General features: G+C 67.3%; 24 protein-coding genes. 15 read left to right on the forward strand and 9 right to left on the reverse strand.

Going from position 1 to position 23588, the window contains the following annotated elements:
- The first annotated feature begins 1 nt into the window (after position 1).
- The 4 genes from curA (at position 2) to T333_RS00970 (ending at position 2948) form a co-directional block, all read left to right on the forward strand.
- Complete coding sequence (gene curA, locus T333_RS00955) at positions 2 to 1018, forward strand: NADPH-dependent curcumin/dihydrocurcumin reductase (RefSeq protein ID WP_496423433.1); 1017 nt, start codon at positions 2 to 4, stop codon at positions 1016 to 1018.
- 157 nt (positions 1019 to 1175) lie between these two features.
- The gene (locus tag T333_RS00960; protein WP_357247431.1) at positions 1176 to 2399 is read left to right on the forward strand and encodes an acyl-CoA dehydrogenase family protein; all 1224 of its coding nucleotides are present in this window, start codon (positions 1176 to 1178) and stop codon (positions 2397 to 2399) included.
- Positions 2400 to 2443: 44 nt separating this feature from the next.
- The gene (locus tag T333_RS00965; protein WP_068053700.1) at positions 2444 to 2767 is read left to right on the forward strand and encodes a putative quinol monooxygenase; all 324 of its coding nucleotides are present in this window, start codon (positions 2444 to 2446) and stop codon (positions 2765 to 2767) included.
- Between the two features lie 58 nt (positions 2768 to 2825).
- Entirely contained in the window at positions 2826 to 2948 is a 123-nt protein-coding gene (locus tag T333_RS00970) for a hypothetical protein (RefSeq protein WP_355001730.1), read from the forward strand.
- Positions 2949 to 3303: 355 nt separating this feature from the next.
- On the opposite strand, the gene T333_RS00975 is transcribed toward T333_RS00970, so the two are convergent.
- A complete protein-coding gene (locus T333_RS00975; RefSeq protein ID WP_496423434.1) occupies positions 3304 to 3957 on the reverse strand; it encodes an HAD family hydrolase in 654 nt (217 codons plus the stop codon).
- Positions 3958 to 4211: 254 nt separating this feature from the next.
- On the opposite strand from T333_RS00975, the gene T333_RS00980 reads away from it, so the two are divergent.
- From T333_RS00980 to T333_RS00990, 3 genes are all read left to right on the forward strand, one after another.
- Positions 4212 to 4820 carry a TetR-type transcription factor C-terminal domain-containing protein gene (locus T333_RS00980; protein ID WP_496423435.1) on the forward strand — a complete coding sequence of 203 codons (609 nt, stop codon included), beginning with the start codon at positions 4212 to 4214 and terminating at the stop codon, positions 4818 to 4820.
- 109 nt (positions 4821 to 4929) lie between these two features.
- Positions 4930 to 5826: an SCO6745 family protein gene (locus T333_RS00985; RefSeq protein WP_496423436.1), complete on the forward strand. Its 897-nt coding sequence runs from the start codon at positions 4930 to 4932 to the stop codon at positions 5824 to 5826.
- A gap of 11 nt (positions 5827 to 5837) precedes the next feature.
- Positions 5838 to 6347 (forward strand): thioesterase family protein, encoded by a 510-nt coding sequence (locus T333_RS00990; protein ID WP_496423437.1) that lies wholly within the window; start codon positions 5838 to 5840, stop codon positions 6345 to 6347.
- A 92-nt stretch (positions 6348 to 6439) separates the two neighbouring features.
- Here T333_RS00990 and T333_RS00995 read toward each other — a convergent pair whose 3' ends face one another.
- The 3 genes from T333_RS00995 to T333_RS01005 all read right to left on the reverse strand — a co-directional run bounded on the left by T333_RS00995 (position 6440) and on the right by T333_RS01005 (position 10076).
- Positions 6440 to 7363, reverse strand: coding sequence for an alpha/beta fold hydrolase (locus T333_RS00995; protein ID WP_496423438.1), 924 nt, complete (start codon positions 7361 to 7363; stop codon positions 6440 to 6442).
- 340 nt (positions 7364 to 7703) lie between these two features.
- Entirely contained in the window at positions 7704 to 9224 is a 1521-nt protein-coding gene (gene glpK, locus T333_RS01000) for a glycerol kinase GlpK (protein ID WP_496423439.1), read from the reverse strand.
- 36 nt (positions 9225 to 9260) lie between these two features.
- Entirely contained in the window at positions 9261 to 10076 is an 816-nt protein-coding gene (locus T333_RS01005; protein WP_355001475.1) for an MIP/aquaporin family protein, read from the reverse strand.
- 259 nt (positions 10077 to 10335) lie between these two features.
- Between T333_RS01005 and T333_RS01010 the strand changes: the two genes are divergently transcribed.
- Positions 10336 to 11100, forward strand: coding sequence for an IclR family transcriptional regulator (locus tag T333_RS01010; protein WP_355001474.1), 765 nt, complete (start codon positions 10336 to 10338; stop codon positions 11098 to 11100).
- 48 nt (positions 11101 to 11148) lie between these two features.
- Entirely contained in the window at positions 11149 to 12663 is a 1515-nt protein-coding gene (gene glpK / locus T333_RS01015) for a glycerol kinase GlpK (protein WP_357247455.1), read from the forward strand.
- 169 nt (positions 12664 to 12832) lie between these two features.
- Here glpK (T333_RS01015) and T333_RS01020 read toward each other — a convergent pair whose 3' ends face one another.
- On the reverse strand, positions 12833 to 13402 hold the full coding sequence (locus T333_RS01020) for a hemerythrin domain-containing protein (RefSeq protein WP_496423440.1): 570 nt from the start codon (positions 13400 to 13402) through the stop codon (positions 12833 to 12835).
- A 391-nt stretch (positions 13403 to 13793) separates the two neighbouring features.
- Here T333_RS01020 and T333_RS01025 point away from each other — a divergent pair, with 391 nt between their 5' ends.
- From T333_RS01025 to T333_RS01035, 3 genes are all read left to right on the forward strand, one after another.
- Complete coding sequence (locus T333_RS01025) at positions 13794 to 14369, forward strand: TetR/AcrR family transcriptional regulator (protein WP_496423441.1); 576 nt, start codon at positions 13794 to 13796, stop codon at positions 14367 to 14369.
- 64 nt (positions 14370 to 14433) lie between these two features.
- The gene (locus T333_RS01030) at positions 14434 to 16314 is read left to right on the forward strand and encodes an alpha/beta fold hydrolase (RefSeq protein ID WP_496423442.1); all 1881 of its coding nucleotides are present in this window, start codon (positions 14434 to 14436) and stop codon (positions 16312 to 16314) included.
- Positions 16311 to 17663: an amidohydrolase gene (locus tag T333_RS01035; RefSeq protein ID WP_496423443.1), complete on the forward strand. Its 1353-nt coding sequence runs from the start codon at positions 16311 to 16313 to the stop codon at positions 17661 to 17663. Before T333_RS01030 ends, T333_RS01035 begins: the two co-directional genes overlap by 4 nt.
- Before the next feature lie 266 nt (positions 17664 to 17929).
- Here the strand turns inward: T333_RS01035 and T333_RS01040 are convergent, their stop codons facing one another.
- Positions 17930 to 18643 carry a cutinase family protein gene (locus tag T333_RS01040; RefSeq protein ID WP_496423444.1) on the reverse strand — a complete coding sequence of 238 codons (714 nt, stop codon included), beginning with the start codon at positions 18641 to 18643 and terminating at the stop codon, positions 17930 to 17932.
- A gap of 131 nt (positions 18644 to 18774) precedes the next feature.
- Entirely contained in the window at positions 18775 to 19698 is a 924-nt protein-coding gene (locus T333_RS01045) for an aldo/keto reductase (RefSeq protein WP_496423445.1), read from the reverse strand.
- A gap of 188 nt (positions 19699 to 19886) precedes the next feature.
- Between T333_RS01045 and T333_RS01050 the strand changes: the two genes are divergently transcribed.
- Complete coding sequence (locus T333_RS01050) at positions 19887 to 20807, forward strand: helix-turn-helix transcriptional regulator (RefSeq protein WP_496423446.1); 921 nt, start codon at positions 19887 to 19889, stop codon at positions 20805 to 20807.
- A gap of 56 nt (positions 20808 to 20863) precedes the next feature.
- On the opposite strand, the gene T333_RS01055 is transcribed toward T333_RS01050, so the two are convergent.
- Entirely contained in the window at positions 20864 to 21298 is a 435-nt protein-coding gene (locus T333_RS01055) for an MmyB family transcriptional regulator (RefSeq protein WP_496423447.1), read from the reverse strand.
- A 317-nt stretch (positions 21299 to 21615) separates the two neighbouring features.
- Positions 21616 to 22494: a LysR family transcriptional regulator gene (locus T333_RS01060; RefSeq protein ID WP_496423448.1), complete on the reverse strand. Its 879-nt coding sequence runs from the start codon at positions 22492 to 22494 to the stop codon at positions 21616 to 21618.
- A gap of 77 nt (positions 22495 to 22571) precedes the next feature.
- On the opposite strand from T333_RS01060, the gene T333_RS01065 reads away from it, so the two are divergent.
- The gene (locus T333_RS01065) at positions 22572 to 23144 is read left to right on the forward strand and encodes a dirigent protein (RefSeq protein WP_496423449.1); all 573 of its coding nucleotides are present in this window, start codon (positions 22572 to 22574) and stop codon (positions 23142 to 23144) included.
- A 179-nt stretch (positions 23145 to 23323) separates the two neighbouring features.
- Positions 23324 to 23588, forward strand: a 265-nt coding sequence (locus T333_RS01070) for a transposase (protein ID WP_496423326.1), incomplete at its 3' end; no start/stop codon positions are given.

The raw sequence follows: 23588 nt of genomic DNA on the forward strand, positions 1-23588 counted from the left end.
CATGAAATCGACCCAGATCCGACTCGCCGCCCGGCCCGAAGGCGAGCCCAAAGACAGCGACTTCGACTTCGTCACCGTCGATCTACCGGAACTCGACACCGGTCAGGTGCTGCTGCGTGTGCTGTACCTGTCGCTGGATCCGTACATGCGGGGCAGGATGAGCTCGGCCAAGTCCTACGCCGCTCCCGTGGAATTGGGCGACGTGATGGTCGGCGCCACCGTCTGCGAGGTGATCGACTCCCGGGCGGATTCGCTCGCGCCGGGGGACGTGGTGCTGTCGTACTCGGGCTGGCAGTCCCATGCCGTCGCCTCCGCCCGCCACGTACGGAGGCTCGATCCGGAGTCCGCGCCGATCTCGACCGCGCTCGGCGTTCTCGGCATGCCCGGGTTCACCGCGTACGGCGGCCTGCTCGAAATCGGTCGCCCGCAGCCCGGCGAGACCGTCGTCGTCGCGGCGGCCACCGGGCCGGTCGGTTCGGCGGTCGGGCAGATCGCCCGGATCAAGGGCGCGCGTGCCGTCGGCATCGCGGGCGGACCCGACAAGTGCGGCGCTCTGCTCGACGAATTCGGATTCGACGCGGCGGTCGATCACCGTGCGCCGGACTTCGCGGAGCGGCTCGCCGAGGCCGTGCCGGATGGTATCGACGTCTATTTCGAGAACGTCGGCGGGAAGGTGGCCGAGGCCGTCACGCCGCTGCTCAATCGCTTCGCGCGGATACCGGTGTGCGGCCTGGTAGCGCAATACAACGCCACCGAATTGCCCGAGGGCCCCGACCGATTGCCCGGATTCATGCGGCAGATCTTGACCCTGAGCCTGACGGTGCGCGGCTTCATCCAGGACGAGTTCATCCCCACTCGGCAGGCGGATTTCCTCCGCGACATGTCGGGCTGGATCCGCGGCGGCTCGGTCCGCTACCGGGAAGACGTCGTGGCCGGGCTGGAGAACGCCCCCGAGGCGTTCCGCGCCATGCTGGCGGGCCGCAATTTCGGCAAGGCGCTCATCCGGGTCGGTGATTGAGCCGCAGCCGGCGAACTATCCATCGAACGGTGCCGTGACATGACATGTCACGGCACCGTTCGTGTCTGTACCCGGAATCCGCACGCCCTAAAGTTGAATCCGATGTCAAATTCAAGTACGGTGCGAAGGAAGCCAACAGTCAGAACGAGGAGTTGCCATGTTCGAGTTCTCGGAGCGAGCGCGCCGATACCAGGAGGACTTGCTCGCCTTCATGGACGAGCACGTCTATCCCGCGGAGTCGATCTACCACGCGCAAATGACGGAATCCGGTGATCCGCATTTCCATCCGCCGATTCTCGAGGAACTCAAGACCGAAGCGCGCAAGCGCGGTCTGTGGAATCTGTTCCACCCGCACCCGGAGTGGGGGCCCGGTCTGACCAACCTGGAATACGCGCCGCTCGCCGAGATCATGGGCCGCAGCGCGCATCTGGCGCCGGAGGCGACCAACTGCAACGCGCCGGACACCGGGAACATGGAAGTGCTGACGCTGTTCGGCACTCCCGAGCACAAGGAGACGTGGCTGCGGCCGCTGCTGGACGGCGAGATCGCCTCGGCGTTCGCGATGACCGAGCCCGCGGTCGCCAGCTCCGATGCCACCAACATCGAGCTGCGCATGCAGGCCGACGGCGACGAGTACGTGCTCAACGGCCGGAAGTGGTGGACCTCCAACGCCTTGCACAAGAACTGCAAGGTCCTCATCGTGATGGGCAAGACGGATCCGGACGGGCCCGTGCACCGCCAGCAGAGCATGATGGTCGTCCCGATCGACACCCCCGGCGTGACCGTCCTGCGCAACCTACCCGTCTTCGGATATCAAGACCGCGAAGGCCACGCGGAAGTGGTGTTCGAGAACGTCCGGGTGCCGCGCACCGCGCTTCTGGCCGGCGAGGGCGACGGGTTCATGATCAGCCAGGCCCGGCTCGGGCCCGGACGCATCCACCACTGCATGCGCGCGATCGGCATGGCCGAACGGGCGCTGGACCTGATGATCGATCGGGCACAATCGCGCACGACCTTCGGTGCGCCAGTGGCCGACCGCGCCAACATCCAGGACTGGATCGCCGAGTCCCGCATCGAGATCGAGATGGCGCGCCTGCTGACGCTCAAGGCGGCCTATCTGATGGACACCGTCGGCAACCGCAACGCGCGCGTCGAGATCGCCGCGATCAAGGTGGCCGCGCCCGAGGTCGCGCTGAAGGTGGTCGACCGGGCGATCCAGGTCCACGGCGGTGGCGGCGTCTCCGAAGACTTCCCCCTCGCGAGCATGTACGCGCACTTGCGGACGCTGCGCCTGGCGGACGGGCCGGACGAGGTGCACAAGCGCACCATCGCCCAGATGGAGCTGCGCCGCCGCGACCCCTCGTGGGGCAAGCGGAAGTAGCCGCACGAAAGTACCGAAACAACCCACTCCAAGAGGAGGAAACGATGGCCGAACCCTGCGTGGTGGTGGCGACCATGTTCGCGAAGCCTGGCCAGGAAGAGCTGGTGGAGAAGACGTTGCGGGCGGCAGCGCCCGCCGTGCACGCCGAGCCTGGCTGTCTGCTGTACGCACTGCACCGACGGATCGGCGAACCAGGTCGATTCGTGATGATCGAGAAGTGGGCGTCGAAGGAAGCGCTGCGCACCCACGGCCAGAGCGCCGCGCTGCGTGAGGTCGGTGCGGCATTGGGTGACGCGCTCACCGGCCCGGCCGAGGTGCTGGTCTTCGACGCGTTGCCTGCGGGCGATCCCGAATTGGGAGCGCTCTGAGATCAGAACTCGCCTGTCGGGCGGGTCGCTCGACAGGCGATGGAGGTCGTGCCGCGCGGTGACTCGCGGCGTCCAGAAGATCGACGTGGCCGTCGCGCCAGGGCCCACGTGGCTCGGCACGCTCGGAATGCACGGCATGACGGCCTATTTCGGCCTGCTCGAGGTCGGGGAGCTGCGCTAGCACTCTGAATCCGGCGCATCCGGAGCCCCGCGCGACACCGCGCGGGGCCTCGTCCGCACGGTCACCAGAGCTTTCACCTGTCCGGCGGATCGTCCAGTTCAGGTCGTGGCCGGACAATGCGCCGCGAAAGCCGACGGGATCGAATGCTTGTGCTGCGGTGAGCACTCCGGCGGCGGTGTCGACTGCGGCCAACCGCGTGGCTGCCTCGGCGGCGATGACCGCAGTGCTCCCGTAGGTGTCTCGCCCCTGAATCGTGCCGCGGGTGTGGCGGCCGTGGCGGTCGACGTCGTCGATCGAGTAGGTGGACTGCTGCCCGGCTCGATCGGCGGGACCTTCGGGAAGGCTTTCGATCAGCTCACGGCCGGCCCAGAGCGGCCCAGAGCCGCCGAGCGGTGTCCGCCGCGTCGCGGTGCAGCACGGCGGTGAGCCCCGCGCGCTCGGCCGCGACGACGTTCTGCGGCAGGTCGTCCACCATGACGGCCGCTCCGGGCTCGACGTCCAAACGGGCGCAGGCGATGTCGTACGCGCGCCGGGACGGCTTGCGCACGCCGACCTCGCCGGAGATGGTGACGGCGTCGAACATCGCGGCTAGATCGAAACCGGCATAGCAGTCGTCGCCGAGCGAGTTCGACAGCAGCCCCACGCGGAATCCGGCGTCCCTGACTTCGGCCACCAGCTCGATCATGGCGTCGTCGGCGCGCAGGCCGGACTGAATGCGGTGCACGAGCCCGGTTCCGTCCACCTCGATGCCGTGTGCGCGCAGCCGCGCGGCGAAGCCTTGTTCGAACTCGCGCTCGCGCATGCGTCCCTCTTCGTGCTCGACCAGCAGCGCTTTTGCCTCCGCGTCGTCGCTGAACAGGCGCAGCGGCAAGCGGGGATCGCAGCCGAGCGACTCGCCGAATGACTGGAACGCGTCGAAGACGCTGGACGTCAGCACACCCCCGAAGTCGAACAGCACGGCGGTCGCCCGGACGTGCTGCTCGGTGGGTGCGGTTGTCGGACTGGTCATGGGGGATTCCCTTTCGCTCCGTGTCGCCGGGCGCGGCCGGACGAGGCGTCACGTGCAGCTGTCGGCGGCACGGCCGAGCGCTGAATGCACGTATCCGGCAGGTCGAGTACTGCTGCTCGCAGCCGAGCGTAGTTGAATTCGAGTTCGGATTCAATCCTGATCGCGGCCCGTGAGCGGGCGTTTTGCTCGGCGGTACAACCCTGCGGACCATACCGGTCCGCCGGTTTCGAGCGGGCGGATGCGAGACTGGGCCGGTGACCGGATCAGAAGACCGCTCGCGCGCCGACGAGACGCGAGCACGGCTGTTGGAGGCCGCTGTCGCCGCGTTTGCCGAGCGTGGCTTCCACGGCTCGACGACCCGCGACATCACATCGATCGCCGGCCTCAGCACCGCGGCGATCTACGTACACCACCGTTCCAAGGAGGAGCTGCTCTATCAGGTCTCACTGGCGGGCCATCGGGACACCCTGGCCACGATCCAGGCCGCGATCGCCTCGGCGCACGACCCAGTAGACCAGCTGATCGCAGTGATGCGCGACTTCTCGATCCACCATGCCCGCGCGCACACCGTGGCCAGGGTCATCAATTACGAGCTCACCGCGCTCAGCCCGGAACACCAGCAGGAGATCAGAGCGGTCCGGCGCGTCATCGACAGCGAGGTGCGTGGCCTCATCGAGCGCGGCGTCACGGCGGGCGTCTTCGACAACCCGAATCCGCGTATGGCGGCGATCGCGCTGCTCTCGCTCGGCATCGACCTCGCGCGGTGGTACCGGGACGACGGCCGGTGGTCGCCAGAGGAGATCGGCGACTACTACGTCGACCTCGGCCTGCGCATCGTCGGCGCGCGGAAGCGGGACGGCTGACCTTTCGGCGTGGCACTGTTTTTACAGCTCCGCACTCTTGAACTTGACATCGGATTCGGGTAACTATCGAAGGCGAGTTTCCAGCACGATCAGATATCGGAGCAGTCTCTTGACTACGGTCTCCCCGCACAGTGCTCGCCTGACCTTCCGCGCCCTCGAGCCGATCCACGGCATGATCTACTTCACCCCGCACGGTCCCGGCGCGTATCGCGACCTGGGCATCACGGATCTTCGGATGATGTACTTCGCCTCCAGGTCCGCTGCCTTCGGCCCGGTGGCGGCCGATGTCACCGTCGCCGCGTTCTTCAACTTCAATCCGGTCGCGGTGCATGCCGTCCTCCCCGCCGCGTGGGAAATCGCCTCTCCCGCAGCTATTCTGCGCGCCCGGTTTGCTGCCGCCGATCGGTCGCTCCGGCAGGTATGGGGCGATGACGTCACCGGCGCCGAGGTGCGCGAGGCCGCCGATCTCGCCCGGCGCGCCGCCGAACGCGCCTGCGAGCGGCCCCAGGGACGTCCGCTGTTCGCGGCCCACGCGGCGCTGCCTTGGCCCGACGAGCCGCACCTGGTGCTCTGGCACGCGCAGACATTGCTGCGGGAGTACCGAGGTGATGCCCATGTGGCCCTGCTCGCCACGGAGGGGCTCGACGGCATCGAGGCGTTGATCACGCACAGCGCGACCGGGGAGATCGCGGCGGAAGTGCTGCGGGCGAGCCGATCCTGGAGCGAGCAGGACTGGGCTTCCGGCGTGGACCGGCTCCGTGCCAGGGGCTGGGTGACGGACGAGGATCTGGCGCTGACCGAGCACGGCGCCGCGCGGCGCAAGTGGATCGAGGATCGGACCGACGAACTGGCGGTCCATCCGTACGAGGCGATCGGCGAAGACGGGTGCGCACGCCTGCGCGCGCTGGTCTCGTCGCTGGCGATCCGGGTCATCGAAGGCGGCCTGGGATTTCCGCCGGTGCTGTCGGAGCGCTACCGGCAGGCCATCCAGACCGGATCTCGGTGAGGCGGGTGAACATGGCGGCGGTGCGACCGGAGATCGCCCAGGTACTCGCGGTTCCCGCCGCGTTCACCAAGCAGATCCCGCCGGATTTCGAAGACAGCAACGGGCACATGAATGTGGCGCACTACTTCCGGCTGCACGGCGAAGCGATGTGGCGGCAGCACCGTGCGCTCGGCTACGGCGAGTCGGGCAGGTTCGGGATGTTCGCGATGGAGCAGCACGTCGCCTACTACCGGGAAGTGCTGGTGGGTCACGAGGTTTCGGTGCACGTCTGCGATCTGGGACGCACCGACAAGGTGATGCGCGGCATCTCGTACCTGGTCAATCGCACCCTCGGTGAGGTCGCGAGCTCGTTCGAGTTTCTGACGATGAACGTCGATCGGGTGTCTCGGCGCCCGGCGGAGTTCGAGGCCATCGTCGCCGCGGCCTTGGACGAATCGATTACGCGAGCTCGGTCGCTGGGATTCGGACCCGAGTACGGCGTGCTGGAATTGCGTCCGAGGACGTCCCGCGTGCGGAACTGAGCGGCTTCCTGGCGGCGGCGTAGCGATTTCGCGACGCCGCCACCCGAGCGGACCGGCCCGCCGAAAGCTGTTGCCGTTCCGGTCGATTCGATTCAGCCGAGGCTGCGGGCGAAGTCGATCAGGGCGGCGTTCACTTCGGCCGCCCGTTCCTGTTGGATCCAGTGCCCCGCACCGTCGAGGATGATCGACCCGCGCAGGTCGGACAGCACCGCGGTCATTTTGGCGGTCGGGGTGAATCGGATGACCGGATCCTCCGATCCGGCGATGAACAGGGCGGGCTTGTCGATCTCGGCGTCGGCCAAGTCTGCCGTGAGCTCCCAGTTCCGGTCCAGGTTGCGGTAGTAGTTGAGCCCGCCGGTGAAGCCGGTGGCGGTGAAAGCCTCGATGTAATAGCCCAATTCGGCTTCGCTCGTCCAGTCCGGGACCGCGGGCTCGGCGCCGATGAGATCGCGAGCGCTGATGACGTCGTCCTGAAGCAGCGTGCGCCGGACGTCCGCCGCCAGCGCGGCGTCGGCTACGCCCGGCTCCTGGAACCAGCACATGTAGAAGTCGTCGCCGAGCCGGGACCGCAGGATCGCCATCGGCGGCGCCGAGGAGCGCGGCGTGACCGGAACGCTCAGGCCCGCCACCGCCCGCACCCGGCTCGGATGCCGAAGAGCGAATTGCCATACCACCGACGCGCCCCAGTCATGGCCGACGAAGATCGCGTCATCGAGACCCGACTCGTCGAGAAGGCCGGCCAGATCGGCGCACAGGGCGGTGATGTCGTAGTCCTCGATCCGGTCCGGGCGAGAGCTGCCGCCGTACCCGCGCATATCGGGGGTCAGCGTACGGAAACCCGCCTCGGCGAACGCGAAGACCTGGTGGCGCCAAGAGAATCCGAGCTCGGGGAAACCATGGCAGAAGACCACCGCGGGGCCTGCGCCGTGGTCGACGACGCGCAGCTCGATCCCATTCGTCGCAACTCGGCGACTGCCGAGCCGTAGCCATCGGTCCAGCAGATCGTCTGTTTCCATCCCGTGGCCCACCTCGTGTTCGGATGCCGTTTCGATCACCGACCGTATTCAATTCTGACGTCGGATTCAACTATTTGCGTCGCCGATCAGGACATCTGATCCCACAGCGGCTGGACTTGGAACCAGCCCGCGCGGTGGGTGCCGACCTGTTCCCGGTGATCAGCGCGGTCTCCCGATCGATCAGTTCGGAGCGTCCCACGGCCATCGCCAGGAGCTGAACCACCACACAGCGGCGAAGCCAGCAGGTCGATGACCTGCTGACTTCGCCAGCGGGTGGAGCTGAGGGGGACTCGAACCCCTGACCCCACTCAGGAGTTCTCGGATAGGCCGACGTCGCCCCTCATTCGTCGACGTCGATCCAATCGAGGGTGCGGGAGACGGCCTTCTTCCAGCGCGCGTAGCCGCGCTCGCGCTGCTCTTCCGACCAGGTGGGAGTCCAGCGCTTGGCCTCGTTCCAGTTCTGTTCGAGCTCGTCGGTGTCGTTCCAGAAGCCGACGGCGAGCCCCGCCGCGTAAGCGGCGCCCAGCGCGGTGGTCTCGGCGACTACCGGCCGAGACACCGGCACACCGAGGAAGTCGGCCTGCAACTGCATGCACAGCTCGTTGGCGGTGACGCCGCCGTCCACACGCAGCACGTCGAGCTTCACCCCGGAGTCGGCCTGCATGGCCTCGACGACGTCGCGGGACTGGTAGCAGATCGATTCCAGCGTCGCCCGCGCCAGGTGAGCGTTGGTGCTGTAGCGCGACAGGCCGACGATGGCTCCGCGCGCGTCCGAACGCCAGTAGGGCGCGAACAGTCCCGAGAACGCCGGGACGAAGTACACCCCGCCGTTGTCCTCGGCCTGCCGGGCCAGCGATTCGCTCTGCGCCGCACCGGAGATGATGCCCAGCTGATCGCGCAGCCACTGCACTGCCGAGCCGGTCACCGCGATCGAACCCTCCAACGCGTACACCGGCTTGTCCGAGCCGAGCTGGTAGGCGACCGTGGTGAGCAGTCCGTGCTGCGACCGCACGATCTCGGTTCCGGTGTTCAGCAGCAGGAAGTTGCCGGTGCCGTAGGTGTTCTTGGCTTCGCCAGGACGGAAGCAGACCTGCCCCACCGTGGCCGCCTGCTGGTCGCCGAGCACACCCGACAGCGGCACCGCACCGCCGAACGGACCGTCGGCGCGGGTGGTCCCGAACAGCTCCGGGTTGGACGAGGGCGCGATGGCGGGCAGCATCGCGCGCGGGATGCCGAAGATCGACAGCAGCTCGTCGTCCCAGTCCAGCGTCTCCAAGCTCATCAGCATGGTGCGGCTGGCATTGGTCGGATCGGTGACGTGTACCCCGCCGTCCACGCCGCCGGTGAGCTGCCACAGCAACCAGGTGTCGGTGGTGCCGAAGAGCGCGTCGCCACGCCCGGCGTCCTCGGCCACACCCGGGACGTTGTCCAGGATCCAGCGCAGCTTCCCGCCGGAGAAGTAGGTGGCCGGCGGCAGGCCCGACTTGCGCCGGATGGTGTCACCGTGCCCGGCCTTCTCGAGGTCGGAGGCGATGCGATCGGTGCGGGTGTCCTGCCACACTATGGCGTTGCAGTACGGCCGCCCGGTCTTGCGGTTCCACACCACCGTGGTCTCGCGCTGATTGGTGACGCCGACCGCGGCCAGATCGCTCGCCACCAGATCGGCCTTGGTGAGGGTGCTCTGGATGACCGCGCGGGTGCGCTCCCAGATCTCGGTCGGGTTGTGCTCCACCCACCCCGGGCGCGGCAGGATCTGCTCGTGCTCGAGCTGGTGGCGGGCAACCTCGTTGCCGCTGTGGTCGAACACCATGAAGCGGGTGCTCGTGGTGCCTTGGTCGATGGCGCCGACGAACTTGGTCATCGCGGTCCTTTCGAGAAACTGCTGTCGGAAATGGATTCAGAACAGGAACTGCGCAGCGAGACCGGCGAGCGCGCCGCCGACCAGCGGGCCGAGCACCGGCACCCAGGCATAACCCCAGTCGGAGTTCTTGCGGGTCGGTTCGGCGCTGACGTCGGGCGACTCGACCGACGAGCGGGCGCCGACACCCACCGGAACCCGGGCCGCATCGGCCGGCACGGGCTGGCTGACCGGCAGGAGTGCGTGCGCGATGCGCGGACCGAGGTCGCGAGCCGGGTTGATGGCGTATCCGGTCGGGCCGCCGAGCGATGCGCCGATGCCGACGACGAGGAACGCCGCCGCGACCGGGCCGAGTCCACTGGGGGTGTGTCCCAACGCGAGGATCACCAAGACCAGGGTGAACGTGCCGATCACCTCGGTGGCGAAGTTCCAGCGGAAGGCGCGGATCGCGGGGCCGGTGGCGAACACCGCGAGCTTCTTCTCCTCGTCGGTCTCCTCGTCGAAGTGGCGCTTGTAGGCCAGGTAGGCAACGGTCGCGCCGAGGAACGCGCCGGCCAGCTGACCGCTCAGATAGGCGAGCGTCGTGGCGCCCGAGATGGCGATACCGGAGGCGTACTCGTCGGCACCGCTGAACAGGATGCCGATGGTGACCGCAGGATTGAGGTGGCCGCCGGTCTTGTAGGCGACATAAACGCCGGCCAGCACCGCGAACCCCCATCCAAAGTTGATCAGTAGCCAGCCGCCGTCCTGTCCTTTGGACTTGGCCAGCAATACGTTCGCGACCACACCGACCCCGAGCAGCAGCAGCACTCCCGTACCGAGTGCTTCGCTGAGGAAGATTGAGCCGAAGTTCATCGTTGAGCCTCCGTTTCGCCCCGCAGGTCGCGGGCGCGACCGTGCGTGAACGGAAATTACGGCGGGATTACCGAGTCGGACATAGCTCGTATTCGACAATGCCGAATGGCTCGGCTGGTTGCCAGACCTCGGCGCCACTACCGTCCGACTCGCTAGGAGGATGTATGGCGCAGCTCACACTGGGTTTCAATGATGTGACCCAGGTATTACCGAAGATTCGACATTGTCGAATCGTCACTTGCCGGAGAGGTTTCCCGACATGCCAGGTCCGATCCAATCAATCGAGCGAGCAGCGGCCGTGCTGCGGTTGCTGGCCCGTGGATCCGGTCGTCTCGGCATCGGCGACATCGCGGGTGCGCTCGATCTCGCCAAGCCGACCGCGCACGGCATTCTGCGCACGTTGCAGGGCGTCGGTTTCGTCGAGCAGGACTCGGCAACCGGCAAATACCAGCTCGGCGCCGCGCTGCTGCATCTGGGCACCAGCTATCTCGACGCTAACGAGCTGCGCTCCCGGGCGATCAACTGGGCCGACGCCCTCGCGGCGCGCACCGGAGAGTCGGTGCGGATCGGCGCCCCGATCGGCGGCGCGGTGGTGGTGGTCCACCATGTGTTCCGGCCGGACTACACCGAGCAGGCGCTCGAGCTCGGCGAACTCTTGCCCCCGCACGCCACTGCTCTGGGCAAGGTCCTGCTGGCCTACGACACCGACCTGGCCGCCACGGTACGCGGACGCGAACTGGCTCCGCTCACACACCGCACTCTCGTCGACCGAGCCGCGCTGGCCAGGGCGCTGGCCGTGGTGCGGCAGGCCGGATGGGCAGGCGACACCGAGGAATTCCGGTCGGGCGAGGCGGGTATCGCCGCGCCGATCCGGGCGCCCGGCGGTCTCGTGGTCGGCGCCATCGGCATCACCGGCCGGGTGGATCGACTGTGCGACGCACAGTTGCGGCACCGGCCGGCGCTGGTCGGTTACGTCCTCGACGCCGCACGGGCGGTCTCGAGGGATCTCGGTGCGCCGCACTGAGTTCCGGCAGGCCGGTGACTGGCGGACTTCGACTGAAGGCGGCCGCCGATGACGCAACGTTACGTGCTGTCCATCGATCAGGGCACTACCTCGACCCGCTGCATCCTGTTCGACCAGCGCGCCCGCTTGGTCGGCGTCGCGCAGCGCCCGCATCAGCAGCACTATCCGCGCCCGGGCTGGGCCGAGCAGGACGCGCTGGAGATCTGGCGCAACGTCGAGCGGATCGTGCCGCAGGCGATGCGGGATTCCGGCGTTGCCGCCAACCAGATCGTCGCGCTCGGCATCGCCAATCAGCGTGAGACCACCGTGGTGTGGGACCGCCGCACCGGGATGCCGATCGGGCGCGCCATCGTCTGGCAGGACGTGCGGACCGAGGAGTTGGTCAGCGAGCTGCGCGAACGGCCGGGTGCGGACCGGATCCGCGAGCTGTGCGGCCTGCCGCTGGCCACCTACTTCGCGGCGCCGCGGCTGCGGTGGATGCTGGACGCCGTCCCGGGTCTGCGCGAGCGCGCCGAGCGCGGCGAGGTGCTGTTCGGCACCATGGAGACCTGGCTGATCTGGAATCTCACCGGCGGGGTCGACGGCGGGCTGCACCTCACCGATGTCACCAACGCCAGCCGCACCTTGCTGATGAACCTCAGCACCCTCACCTGGGACGACGAACTGCTGGCGTTCTTCGGCATTCCCGCGGCGATGCTGCCGCACATCCAGCGCTCCACCGCGTCCTACGGCGTGACCCGCCGGGTGGTGCCTGGCATTCCGATCGCCGCTGCGCTGGGCGACCAGCACGCCGCGCTGTTCGGCCAAACCTGTTTCGCGCGTGGGGAAACAAAGTGCACTTATGGCACCGGCGGGTTCCTCATGATGAACACCGGACGCGATCTGGTGCGGTCCGAGCACGGCCTGCTCACCACGATCGGCTACCAGATCGGCCCCGAGCCGGTATACGCGTTGGAGGGACCGATCGCGGTCACCGGCTCGCTCGTGCAGTGGGTGCGGGACAACATCGGCCTGGTCACCAGCGCGCCGGAGATCGAAACGCTCGCGCGCACCGTCGAAGACAACGGCGGCTGCTATGTGGTGCCCGCGTTCTCCGGGCTGTATGCGCCGCATTGGCGCAGCGACGCCCGCGGCCTGATTGCCGGACTGACCTCCTACATCACCAAAGGGCACATCGCCCGCGCCGTGCTGGAGGCAACCGCGTGGCAGACCCGCGACGTGGTCGAGGCGATGAACGCCGACTCCGGCCTGCAGGCCGCCACCCTGCGCGTGGACGGCGGCATGACGTCGAACAACCTGCTCATGCAGATCGTGGCCGACGTACTCGACGTACCCGTCATGCGTCCGTTGGTCGCCGAGACCGTCTCGCTGGGTGCGGCGTATGCCGCCGGCCTCGCTGTCGGTTACTGGCCGGATCTGGAGGGGCTGCGCAACAATTGGCGCCTTGCCGCCCAATGGCTTCCGCGAATGGACCCCGCGCATCGCGAGGACGAGTACGAGAAGTGGAGGCGCGCGGTGGAACTGACCTTCGGCTGGGTGCGATCGAAACCGCGCGCTCGGTAGCAGCGTGTCGTCCGCGGGCGATGTGGCCGCGCGCGGCATGGCAGGAACGGCAGCTCGTACACCGTCCGATCGAAACGGCCGCCTGTGCGGTCGGCGCGGGCGGTCGTCGATCGGCGCGAGATCGGTCGTTGCGATTCGGCGGATATTCGTGCTCCGCCGGCCTGCCAGGTCAGGTCCGCTTCATGCTGCCGACACTCAGCGAGCCACTCGGGGCGGACCGCAGCTTCTTCTCCGTCGCGCGGACGTAGCCGACGGGATCCTTGTCGACAGGCTGGACACCCGAGTAGTTTCGCGCCTCGTAGGCGGCGAAGGCGACGGCCAGTTGATGGCGGCGCGGCAGCCCGGTCAGGCGACGGAAGTCGGTGAGACCCTCGCGTTCCTCCTCGGCCATGTGATCGCTGTTGGCCAGGTTGGCCGCCGCGACAGCCGCGTACCAGCCATCGGTGCCGACCTGATGACGCGCCACTTCGGCGATCGCGTCCCTGATCTCGTTGTGATCGTGGATGGCGTCGAGTGTCTCGTCCTCCACTCCGCCTGCGCGCCGGGCGGCGATACCCGCCTGCAGCAGCGCGGGGTAGAAGATTTCCTCCTCCGCCTGCGCGTGCAGCTCGAGGAAGGCCGCCAGTCTGCCCCAGATCGCGGAGAGCGCGCCGGTCTCCGTGCGATCGATCTGCTCCAGGATCGCGAACAGGCGCCGCTGCTCATGGTGGTCGTCGAGGATCAGCTCGGTAATGTCCACAATTCCTCCCTGATGTCGAATTCAGGTCAGCACTGGACGCCGGGGCAGACCGCCCCTCGAGGCAGCTGGCATGTCCCTCAGCGGCTCGACAATAACTCATCAGCCCCCTGACGACTCGGGGGCCGGTGCACGACGCCCCACAAGTGTCGCCCGCGTCCGATTGCACTGGCCGGGACATCGGAAATTCCGGCGACGTAAGCAATTACGCGAGAACACTCCGCTGATGGCCCCAGTTCATCACGGCGAGTTCGTAATTGATGATAGGTGTCCGTGACAGTCTCCCATCTGCCGCGGATATGACCGCCGCTGGAGCGGGGCGTGCACCGGCATCGACCAGGTAGTGACGCCACTGGGGTTGACGAGATTATGTAGACCGGTCTAGTCTGCGGATATGGCAGTCTCGGGTAGTTCCACGCGGGCACGGATGGTTGAGGCCGCTTGGTCGCTGATCGAGGCAAAGGGCTACTACGGCGCCGGGCTCAACGAGGTGCTCGCGGTAGCCGATGCGCCTCGTGGCTCGCTCTATCATCACTTCCCCGGAGGCAAGGATGAACTGATCGGTGAGGCACTCGGAGTTGCCGGCAGGGAGGTCGATCGGATCGTAGGGGAGTTGGTTCCGAAAGCGCCGACCACCGGTGATCTCGTCCAAGCCTTGCTGGAACGGCTGGCCGACCGGATGGTGGCAGCCGATTACGCCAAAGGTTGCCCGGTGGCGACTGTGGCCCTGGAGGTTTCCGCGAGCAACGACAGCCTCCAGTCGATCTGTGGCGGCATCTACTCGAGCTGGCGGCGAGCGCTAGCCGATGCGCTCCGCGCCGAGGGCCATGACGTGGCCGAGTCGGACGAACTCGCGACGACGGCGCTCGCCCTGATCGAAGGTGCATTGGTGCTGTCGCGGGCCGACCGCAGCCGGGTCCCGATCGAGCAGGTCGGCCGCCGTATCGCCAAGCTGTTCGCCATCGACTGACAAGCGCGCTCCTGACTCGGGCGCCTGCTGCCTAGAATATGTAGACCAGTCTAGAGAGATTGATATGAACGAGACCTTGACCAGTGCCCCGGACGCCGTGGTATTCGGCGCGACGGGCTTTATCGGTAGGTGGACGATGCTGCATCTGCTGGATGAGGGCCGTGCAGTCGCGGCCATCATTCGTGAACCGGATAAGGCACACGCGAGTACTACGGGCCGGCCAATGCCCAGCAGGGCGGACGAGTTGCGAGCGTGGCTACGCGCTCGTGGTGTCGCGGCTGATCGGCTCACGGTGGTGTCCGGTGATTTCACGAACAGTGCACACCTGGGGTTGAGTCCAGCGGACCGCCAACGGCTCACAGGCGTCCGGGATGTCTTCAATACCGCCGGCATCTACCGGTTCGGGCTGCAACGGGCGCAGGCCACGGCCGTCAATGTCGATGGTGCACTCAATGTGCTGTACTGGGCCGCGACTCTCCCCGGCCTGCGCCGGTTGATTCACGTATCGGGTTATCGGGTCGGGTTGGACCCGCAACCCCGGTATCCGCTCCCCGAGGACGAATTGGCGGAGCTCTACCGGGTCAGAGGAGCTTACGAAGGCTCCAAGACGGAGGCGGACGCCGCCATGCGGGTCGTCGCGGCGCAACTCGGTGTCCCACTGACCGTGGTGAATCCCAGCAGCGTGATCGGCCACTCGATCACCGGCGAGGTCGGTCAATACATTGGTTTGGCCGATTTGGTTCGCGATCTGTGGATGGGGCAGCTGCCCGCGCTGCCGGGAACCGCCCGTACGTTTGTGCCAGTGGTTGCGGTGGATTATTTCGCGAAATTGATGACCGCGATTCCCGAATTCGATCCGGAGCCCGGCGGGCTGCACTGGGTGCTCGATGAGAACACTCCCGATTTGCCCGACACTGTCCGACTGCTTGCCGACCACCTGGGCGTTGGTGCGCCGAAGACCCTTTTGCCGCTGGCGATTGTCCGTCGCCTGCCCGCCGCGCTGACCGGAGCCGATTCCGAGACCTTGAGCTTTCTGACCGAAGATCGTTACGACACGGCTTCAGCCGAGAAGGTCGCCGAGGGCGCGGGGCTCAGCCTGCCCCCAGTCGAGACCACGTTGCGTCGCTGGGCCGATCGGCTGGTATCGGATGGTTTCGGAACGACGCCCGCGGTGCTTCCCGGCGGCTTCTATGAAGTCGGCGGATCCCGGACGTTCGTCGCCGGAGACCGAACTTCGCCCGATTGCGTTCTCCTGCATGGACTCCCACTAGACGGTGAGTCGTGGCGGGGTGTACTCGGCGAGTTGGACGATGCGTCGGCCCTTGTCGCCGACTTGCCTGGACTCGGCCGTTCGGCCCCGCCGTCGGCAGCCCCGCTGGATTGGCTCACCGACCTACTGACACCAGTTGTAACCCGTCCCGTCATCGTCGCCCACTCGGCGGCGACCGCGCCCGCCCTGCGCTACGCCGCCGCTCATCCGGATCGCGTCACGGCCGTGTTCCTCATCTCTCCCTATTTCCTTCAGTCCGAGCCCAATTGGTTGCTACGCACACCGACGGTGGCAACACCTCTCCTGAAGAGAATGTCGGCCGATCGTCTCGCCGGCACACTGCTCGGCGCGCCCGGCGGCGATTCTTCGGACCAGGTTCGTCGGTCCCTGGAAAGTGCTGCCACGCAATTGCAGCGACCCGGGGTCGCCCGCCGCACCGCCCGCTGGCTCCGGGCCGCGAATCGCCGTGCCGAACGCGCCTCGCTCCAATCTTTGCTCGCCGGAACCGAACCGTTTCCTGTACCCGTCCATATCGTTGCCGGGGAACTGGATCCACTGGTCGGCGATACCGGCCCAGCCACTGTCGCGACAATCGTCGGCGCCGGACACTATCCGCAACTTACCCATCCGTCCGAAGTTGTCGCGATGATGCGCAGCATCGAGAGCATTCGATGAGCCCGATTTCCGGATCGGCAGCCCGACCGAAGGAGCCCGATGACGAACTGCTGGCACGCACGACGGTAACGGTCGTTGTGGAGGAACACTGGCAGCAGGTCTACCGACAGTTGCACGCGAATCCCGAACTGTCGGGGGCCGAGTTCGCCACTGCGGAGCTGGTGGCCGAGGAGCTGCGATCGCTGCCTGGTTGGGAGGTGACTCGAGGTGTGGGAGGCACCGGAGTCGTGGGTGTGCTCAGGGGCGCGCCTGGACCCGTGATCTGGTTGCGCGCCGATATGGATGCTTTACCGATCCAGGAAGAGACCGGCCTCGATTACGCTTCGGTCGTACCAGGGGTCATGCACGCGTGCGGGCATGATTTTCATGTCGCCGCGCTCCTGGGCGCGTGTGCCGCGCTGGGGTCGGTCGGCGGGCTGTCCGGCACGGTTGTGGCCATCTTCCAACCTGCCGAGGAAACCGGTTCAGGTGCCAGGGACATGCTCGACGACGGTCTGTTGGAGAAGGTGCCGCACCCCCGCATCTGTCTTGGGCAGCACGTGAGTCCGTTGCCCGCCGGTTTGGTGTCGACCAGAGGTGGGCCGTTGATGGCGGCCTCTGATTCGGTGCGGATTTCACTGACCGGCGTCGGCGGGCACGCATCGATGCCGCACGCAGCCGTCGACCCGCTCGCGATGGCGGCCTCGCTGGTGCTGCGGTTGCAGGCACTGACGGCCCGGCAAACCTCGCTGTCGGCTGCTCCGGTCCTCACGGCTGCGGCGCTGCATGCGGGAACCCGCGCCAACGTCATCGCCGACAAGGCCGAATTGCTGCTGAGCTTGCGAACATTCACTCCCGGCTCACGCCAGGACATGCTCGAGGCGATCGAGCGGATCGCGATAGCAGAGGCGGAAGCCGCTGGCGCGCAGCATGAACCGGTGGTCGAGGTTTTCGATAGCTTCCCGTTGACTGTCAACACCCCCGCGCACACCGAGCGGGTCATGGCCGAGCTCGCCGCCGGCGGACTTGCGGTGTTCCCGCTGCCGAATCCGATCACCGGTAGCGAGGACTTCGGATTGCTCGGCACGGCGGCGGGTTGTCCCTCTGTATTCTGGCACATCGGTGGCGCTGATCCTTCTGGGTTCTCCTCGGCGGACCAGGAACTGTTGCGCAGTGAGGGCAGGCTGCCATCTCGGATGCCTACTAACCATTCGTCGCGTTTCGCCCCAGCGCCCGGGCAGGCATTGGCTCCGGCGGTCGCGGCGCTCGTGGTTGCGGCGCGCGCGGAACTCGCTGGCGCACAATGCTGCGGCGTGCGCGGCGAGCAGCATCGCTGTGTGTTTCGCCGCGGTGGAGGTTGTCAGGTGTGAGGGTGCCTATCGCGGTCACCGGCTCGCTCGTGCAGCGGGCGCGGGACAACATCGGCCTGGTCACCAGCGCGCCCGCCAATGGCTTCCGCGAATGGACCCCGCGCATCGCGAGGACGAGTACGAGAAGTGGAGGGGCGCGGTAAAACTGACCTTCGGTTGGGTGCGATCGAAACCGCGTGCTCGGTAGAAACGTGTCGTCCGCAGGCACGCACCGCGGCGCGGTGCTCGGCCGGACGCGTACCAGCCTGGGCTGCAGGAGGGGATCACTACGAGCCGAGCTGCTCGCGGACGAATGCCGCCGCCTGGTCACGGTAGTCGTTGACGAAGTACGCGAAATGCCCAGGACTCAGAGCATTTCCGAACCCGGCGGCCGGGTCGCCGCCCTGGCAGACGCGGTCGGCGGCGGCGCAGTAGGAGCGCACGCGGTCGGTGAATTCTCCGAGGGCGCCGACGGGCAGCGCGGCGGTGCCCGACAGGGCGGGATCGTAGTTGCCGCGGTTGAAGGGGTCGGCGCCGTTGAACAGCGGACTGCCGAACAGGGCGATCGCGTCGATCTGCGCGGCGGCCTGGTCGGTCAACGCGGTTCGCGTGCGAAGGGTGTTGCCGATGACGCGCGTGCCCTGTGAGTAGCCGAGGAGGACGAGCTGCTGATTCGGGCATTCGGCTGCGGCCTTGTTCACGAGTGCCGTCAGGTTCTCGACGCCGCGCACTGCGCTGTCGGGAGCCATCGAGGCGGGATACTCGAGTTCGGTCACTGTGGTGCTGCGGCCGGATTCCTGGGCGATCCGCCGGGCCAGCGGGGTCAGCAGCAGACTGCCGATCTGCGGTTCGAGCGTGCCACGGACGGTGACTACGCTGACCTCCGCGCAGCCGGTGGAACTGGGGGAGGGCTCAGCGGACGCGATCGGGAGGACCGGCAGCGCCAGCGCCGCGGCGACGGTCGTGGTAGCGCACAGCAGGATTCGAGATCGTTCACGCATGCGCCCACTGTATTGCGGCCCGCGGCCGCGGCGCCAGATGCCGCACACCAGTTCAGCGAACGGACGGCCATTGTCGTTGTCTTGCTTGTCCTCCGGCGTGCGAGGCGCGTCAAGGAAGCCGCCGACGACTGCTACATGTCGTGCTCCCAGCTGCCGCGCGTGTCGACGCCCGCAGCATCCCCCAGCGCCTCCAGCTCCGCGATCTCCTCGTCGGCGAGCTCGATGCCGCAAGCTCGGACCAACCCGTCGATGTAACCCGCCTTCGTGACCCCGATGATCGGGGTGGTCCCCTTGGCAATGGCCCAGGCGGTGGCGACGTCAGCGGCGGACGCGCCTCGGTCCTCGCCGATCGCTCCCATCCTGGCCGTCAGCGCCTGCAGCTGGGGCAGGATGCCGTTGTACACGGCCGCCCGGCTGCTGCCGTCCGGCAACGGATGAGCCGGGCTGTACCTGCCGGTCAGCGCCCCTTGCTCGAGAACCATGTAGGAAAAGAACCGCACGTCGTGCTCGCGGCAGTGCTCGAGGATGCCCGCGCGCTCAGAGCTTCGGTACAGGAGACTGTAGTGGTTTTGGACCGCTTCCACACGGAAGCCGGACTCACCGAGGATCTGATCGGCAAGAGCGATCTCCTTCATGTTGTGGTTCGAGACGCCAACATGTTTGACCCTGCCGCTCTGCAGCAGCGGTATCAGAACCGGCGTCCAACGGGCCACGTCGGCAGGGTTGTGAATCCAGTACAGATCCACATAGTCAGTGTCCATTCGGTCGAGGCTCTGCTCCAGCATGTCGGCGACCGGATCGTCGCCGTCACCCGCGACCTGCGGGGTGAACTTCGTCGACAGCTGGTACTCGCTGCGGGCGTAGCCTTTCAGCGCCTGAGCGAGGACCGTCTCCGAGTGGCCCATGCCGTACACCACCGCGGTGTCCCACAAGGTGAACCCGTTCGAAAGCGCCTTCTCGACGACCTCTCGCAGGCCGGACTCGGTCAGCCGACTGCCGAAATAGCCGTCGCCCACCTCGCCGCTGTCTCCCCAGGCCCACGTGCCCAGCGCCACCGCCGGCGCTGTCAGCGTCCTACTCGTCATCTCGCCTGCCTCCAGTCTCATTTCTCATCACCCCTGGGATCGTGTCGGGACGTTCGATCCCCAGGAGACCGCGATGGCCGCCACCGGAGAAGGTCGCGTTTATAGGGGGTGTGATCTCGACCCCCCTCGCGCCGTAACCAGCGGCTACCGTGAACGACATGGACCAGCAGCCCGGGAACCGCGGCGAAATCCGGCATTTCCTCGCCAGCCGGCGCGCCAAAATCACCCCGGCGCAGGCCGGACTGCCGACCAACGCTCGTCGCCGGGTCGCCGGGCTGCGGCGCGAGGAGGTCGCCGTCCTCGCCGGCGTGAGCACGGAGTGGTACACGCGGCTGGAGAAGGGCCATATCGGCGGCGTGTCCGAAGACGTCCTCGGCGCGGTTGCTCGCGCCCTGCGAATGGACGACGACGAACGCACTTACCTGTTCGACCTGGCCCGGTCATCGCGGCCCGCGAATCGCACGCCGTCGCGTCGCAGGGATGTCGAGGTCCCGCCCCAGGTCCAGTGGCTGCTCGACTCCATGACGATGTCCTCGGCGTTCGTACGCAACGGCCGCACGGACGTCGTCGCCAGCAACCCTCTGGCCCGAGCCCTGCACGCGCCGATGTTCGCCAGCGCCACTATCGACCAGCGCGGTCGCCCCAACATCGCCCGCTACGTCTTCCTCGACCCCGGCGCACGTGCCTTCTTCGTCGACTGGGACGCCGCCGGCAATGCCACCGCCGCCCTGCTGCGCGCCGAGGCCGGGCGCGAGCCCCGCGACCGGGCACTGCGCGAACTCGTCGGCGAGCTGTCCACCCTCAGCCCCGAGTTCCGCCACCTCTGGGCCGCGCACGACGTCCTGATCCGCCACGACGGCATCAAACGACTCCAGCACCCCGACGTCGGCCACCTGGAACTGACCTTTCAGGACCTCGACCTACCCCTGCCCGGCCGAGCCGTGCACAACCTGATCACATACACCGCCGAGCCCGGCACCGCATCCGAAGACCGGCTCGAACTCCTCGCCAGTTGGGCAGCTACGCAATCCCGGGCGGCAGAGCCGACCCGCCACTCTCCTCAGCCCGGGTCGCTCTGATCCGTCGCGGTTCGCCCGGCCTTGTCCTCGGCGTCCTCGCCACCCCACATCTACGATCACCGCGGCCTGGACCGCGCCGCCGCATCGGATCCGGTGCCCGTCGCGACGGTCTGCAGACCGGCCCTGGCCGCGGCGTAGTTGGCTCGGCCGCGATCGCCCGACAGTCCGGCCCGACGACCACGACATCGAGGTGCCGGGGGATCACGGCCATCGGTCCTACCACTGGTTCTCGTCGTGTGCTGGTGGAGTACATCTCCGAGTACAGGGCCCCGGGCGAGCGGGTTGGCGGCCAACGTGTCGAGGCGGTTGTTCACGACGGACGCCGGCAGCCCCGGCATGCCTTCGACGAGTCGCGCCACGCTGGGCCGAACCGTCGGCCGGACCGCCCGGTGCCGGGTCTCCGGTGTCGGTGCTGCCGCGCGGGCGAGGTCGTACAGATGTATGCGCTCGGTTCCGTCGAGCCGCAGCGCCTGGGCCAGCGCGTCCAACACGGTGTCGGAGACACCTTTGGGTTGCCGCGCTCCAGACGCGTGTAGTACTCGATGCTCACCCCAGCGAGTGGTGCCTGCTCTGCACTCCTACTGGCAGCACGTTGGCGGCAGCGAGTTCGTGGCCGATCGACGGCGTGCAGCCGCAAACCCCTTGCCCCGCACCTGAACTCGACAACAAACCACTCAGCTCACGGACAGTGTCGCTCATAGCGCAGTGAACGGCCCTGTCCGAGCTGCTACCGTCCGCCTCACATGTTGAGAGGCGGCTGGATTCGATCCCGGTAGGCCGTCGGTGAACAAACCACGGCAGGTGACTGCTACAAGCGGCGGAAGTATTCACTTGCGAAGTCGGTCAGCCGCTGTGCCGCGGCGGAGAAATAGGTGTCCGCGCGCCACACGAGGGTCAGGACGCGGTAGCAGTCCGGTACGTCCAGGCGCACCCAGGAGCCCGGAAGATAAGCGCTGGTGCTCAGTGAATACGCAGGCACCAGACCGACGCCGAGGCCCGCGCTGATCAAGTAGCCGGTAGCTCCGGGCTCATCGCTCTCGCAGACGTACACGGGTTGTAGTCCGGCCGCCGCGAACATCTGATCGGTCAGCTCGCGTGGCCAGTAGCCGGGGCGGGTGGTGACGAACGGTTCGCCCGCGAGTTCTTCGGGTCGCACGCATTCCCGTCCGGCGAGCCGATGTCCCGGCGGTACCCCGAGCAGTGCTTCCTCCCGCAACAGTTCTCGCGTCCGCAAGTTCGGTCCCGACAGCGGCTGGGAAGCGATACAGAGGTCGACCTCGCCCGTGTGCAATTGTCTCGCCATGGTCGCGGCATCGGACTGGTGGAGTCGGATATCGACACCCGGGTGCTCGGCGCGGAACTCGGTGACCATCCCGGTCACCGTGAGCAGGGTTTCCGCGGCGATTGCGATGCTGCCGTGGTCGAAGCCGGCGGCATCGCCGAGTTCGCGGCGGGCGTCGTCGAGTTCGCGCAGCGCCCGGTCGACGCGGCGGAGAAACGCGGCGCCGAATCGGTTGAGTCGCAGCCCTCGCCCCGCCCGATCGAACAGCGGCACGCCGAGATCGTCCTCCAGGCGGGCAATCGCGCGGCTGAGCGAGGGCTGCGCGATGCGAAGCTCGGCGGCGACCTGACTGAGGTGCTCGCGGCGGGCCACCGCCTGGAAGTAGCGGAGCTGCAACAGATCCATTTCATAGCCTGAGTGTTATGAATTCTTGTGAATTCTGGTCTTGGACAGCATAGAACGCAATCGGTGAAGCTGTGGACATGCCCGACCCGCCCGGAACGGGCAGCACAGTCGAGACGTGGGCGGATGGTCCGCCCACTCGAATTCGAGGAGTCTTCATGCACAGCAACATTCGCACCAAGGCCGCGTTCATGACGTTCGTCGCCGCGCCGCTCATCGCCGTCGCGGTCGGCGGCTGCGGCGCGAACACGAGCGAGACCGAAGCCCGGGCCGATGATCAGGTCGAGGTCCTCGAACTCGGGGTCGAGAACGATCAGTACGCCAGTCTCGATCTCGGCCAGCCGGGGGTGAGCGTGGGCGACATGGACGTGTACTCCGGCAACGCGATACAGGACGGACGCGCAGTCGGACGCGGGGGCGGCTCGTGCCAGACCCTTCATGTCGATGGCGAGAACATCACCATGCAGTGCTCGATCACCATGGAACTCACGCAAGGCTCGGTAACCATGCAGTCCCTCTGGGTGAGAGGCGCGAGCCCGCTCGACATGGCCATCACCGGCGGGACAGGCGTGTACCGCGAAGCGCGGGGCACGGTCCGCTTCTGGGACATCGGCACCCCGAACGAACGGGCACGTGCCGAGATCATCCGTTGATTCGTGGACGGTTACGCGACGTCGCGGCCCTCCCACCGCTTCACCGCAACATGCTGTTATGGGCAATGTGGCAGCGGCAACGGGGCGGGCAGCATTCGACCGAAATGAGGAGTGCTTAGAGCTCCTAACAGGTTCGGCCGGGTGGCGTTGACTCATGTTGCAGTGCAGTATGTTTCGTCGTGGCGGCACCGTGGGTCGTGGATGACGAGTTGTGGGCAGTGATCGAACCGCTACTGCCGGTCCGGGCGCCGGGTACGCCGGGGCCGGCGCGGATGGACGACCGGCTGGTGTTGCAGGGGATCTTGTTCGTGCTGTTCACCGGGATCGGGTGGGAAGACCTGCCCCAGGAGCTGGGCTTCGGGTCCGGCATGACCTGCTGGCGGCGGGTGCGGGACTGGCAAGCGGCCGGGGTGTTCGAGGCGATACACCAGGCGATGCTCGCCC

This window comes from Nocardia sp. CNS-044, from assembly GCF_059570515.1.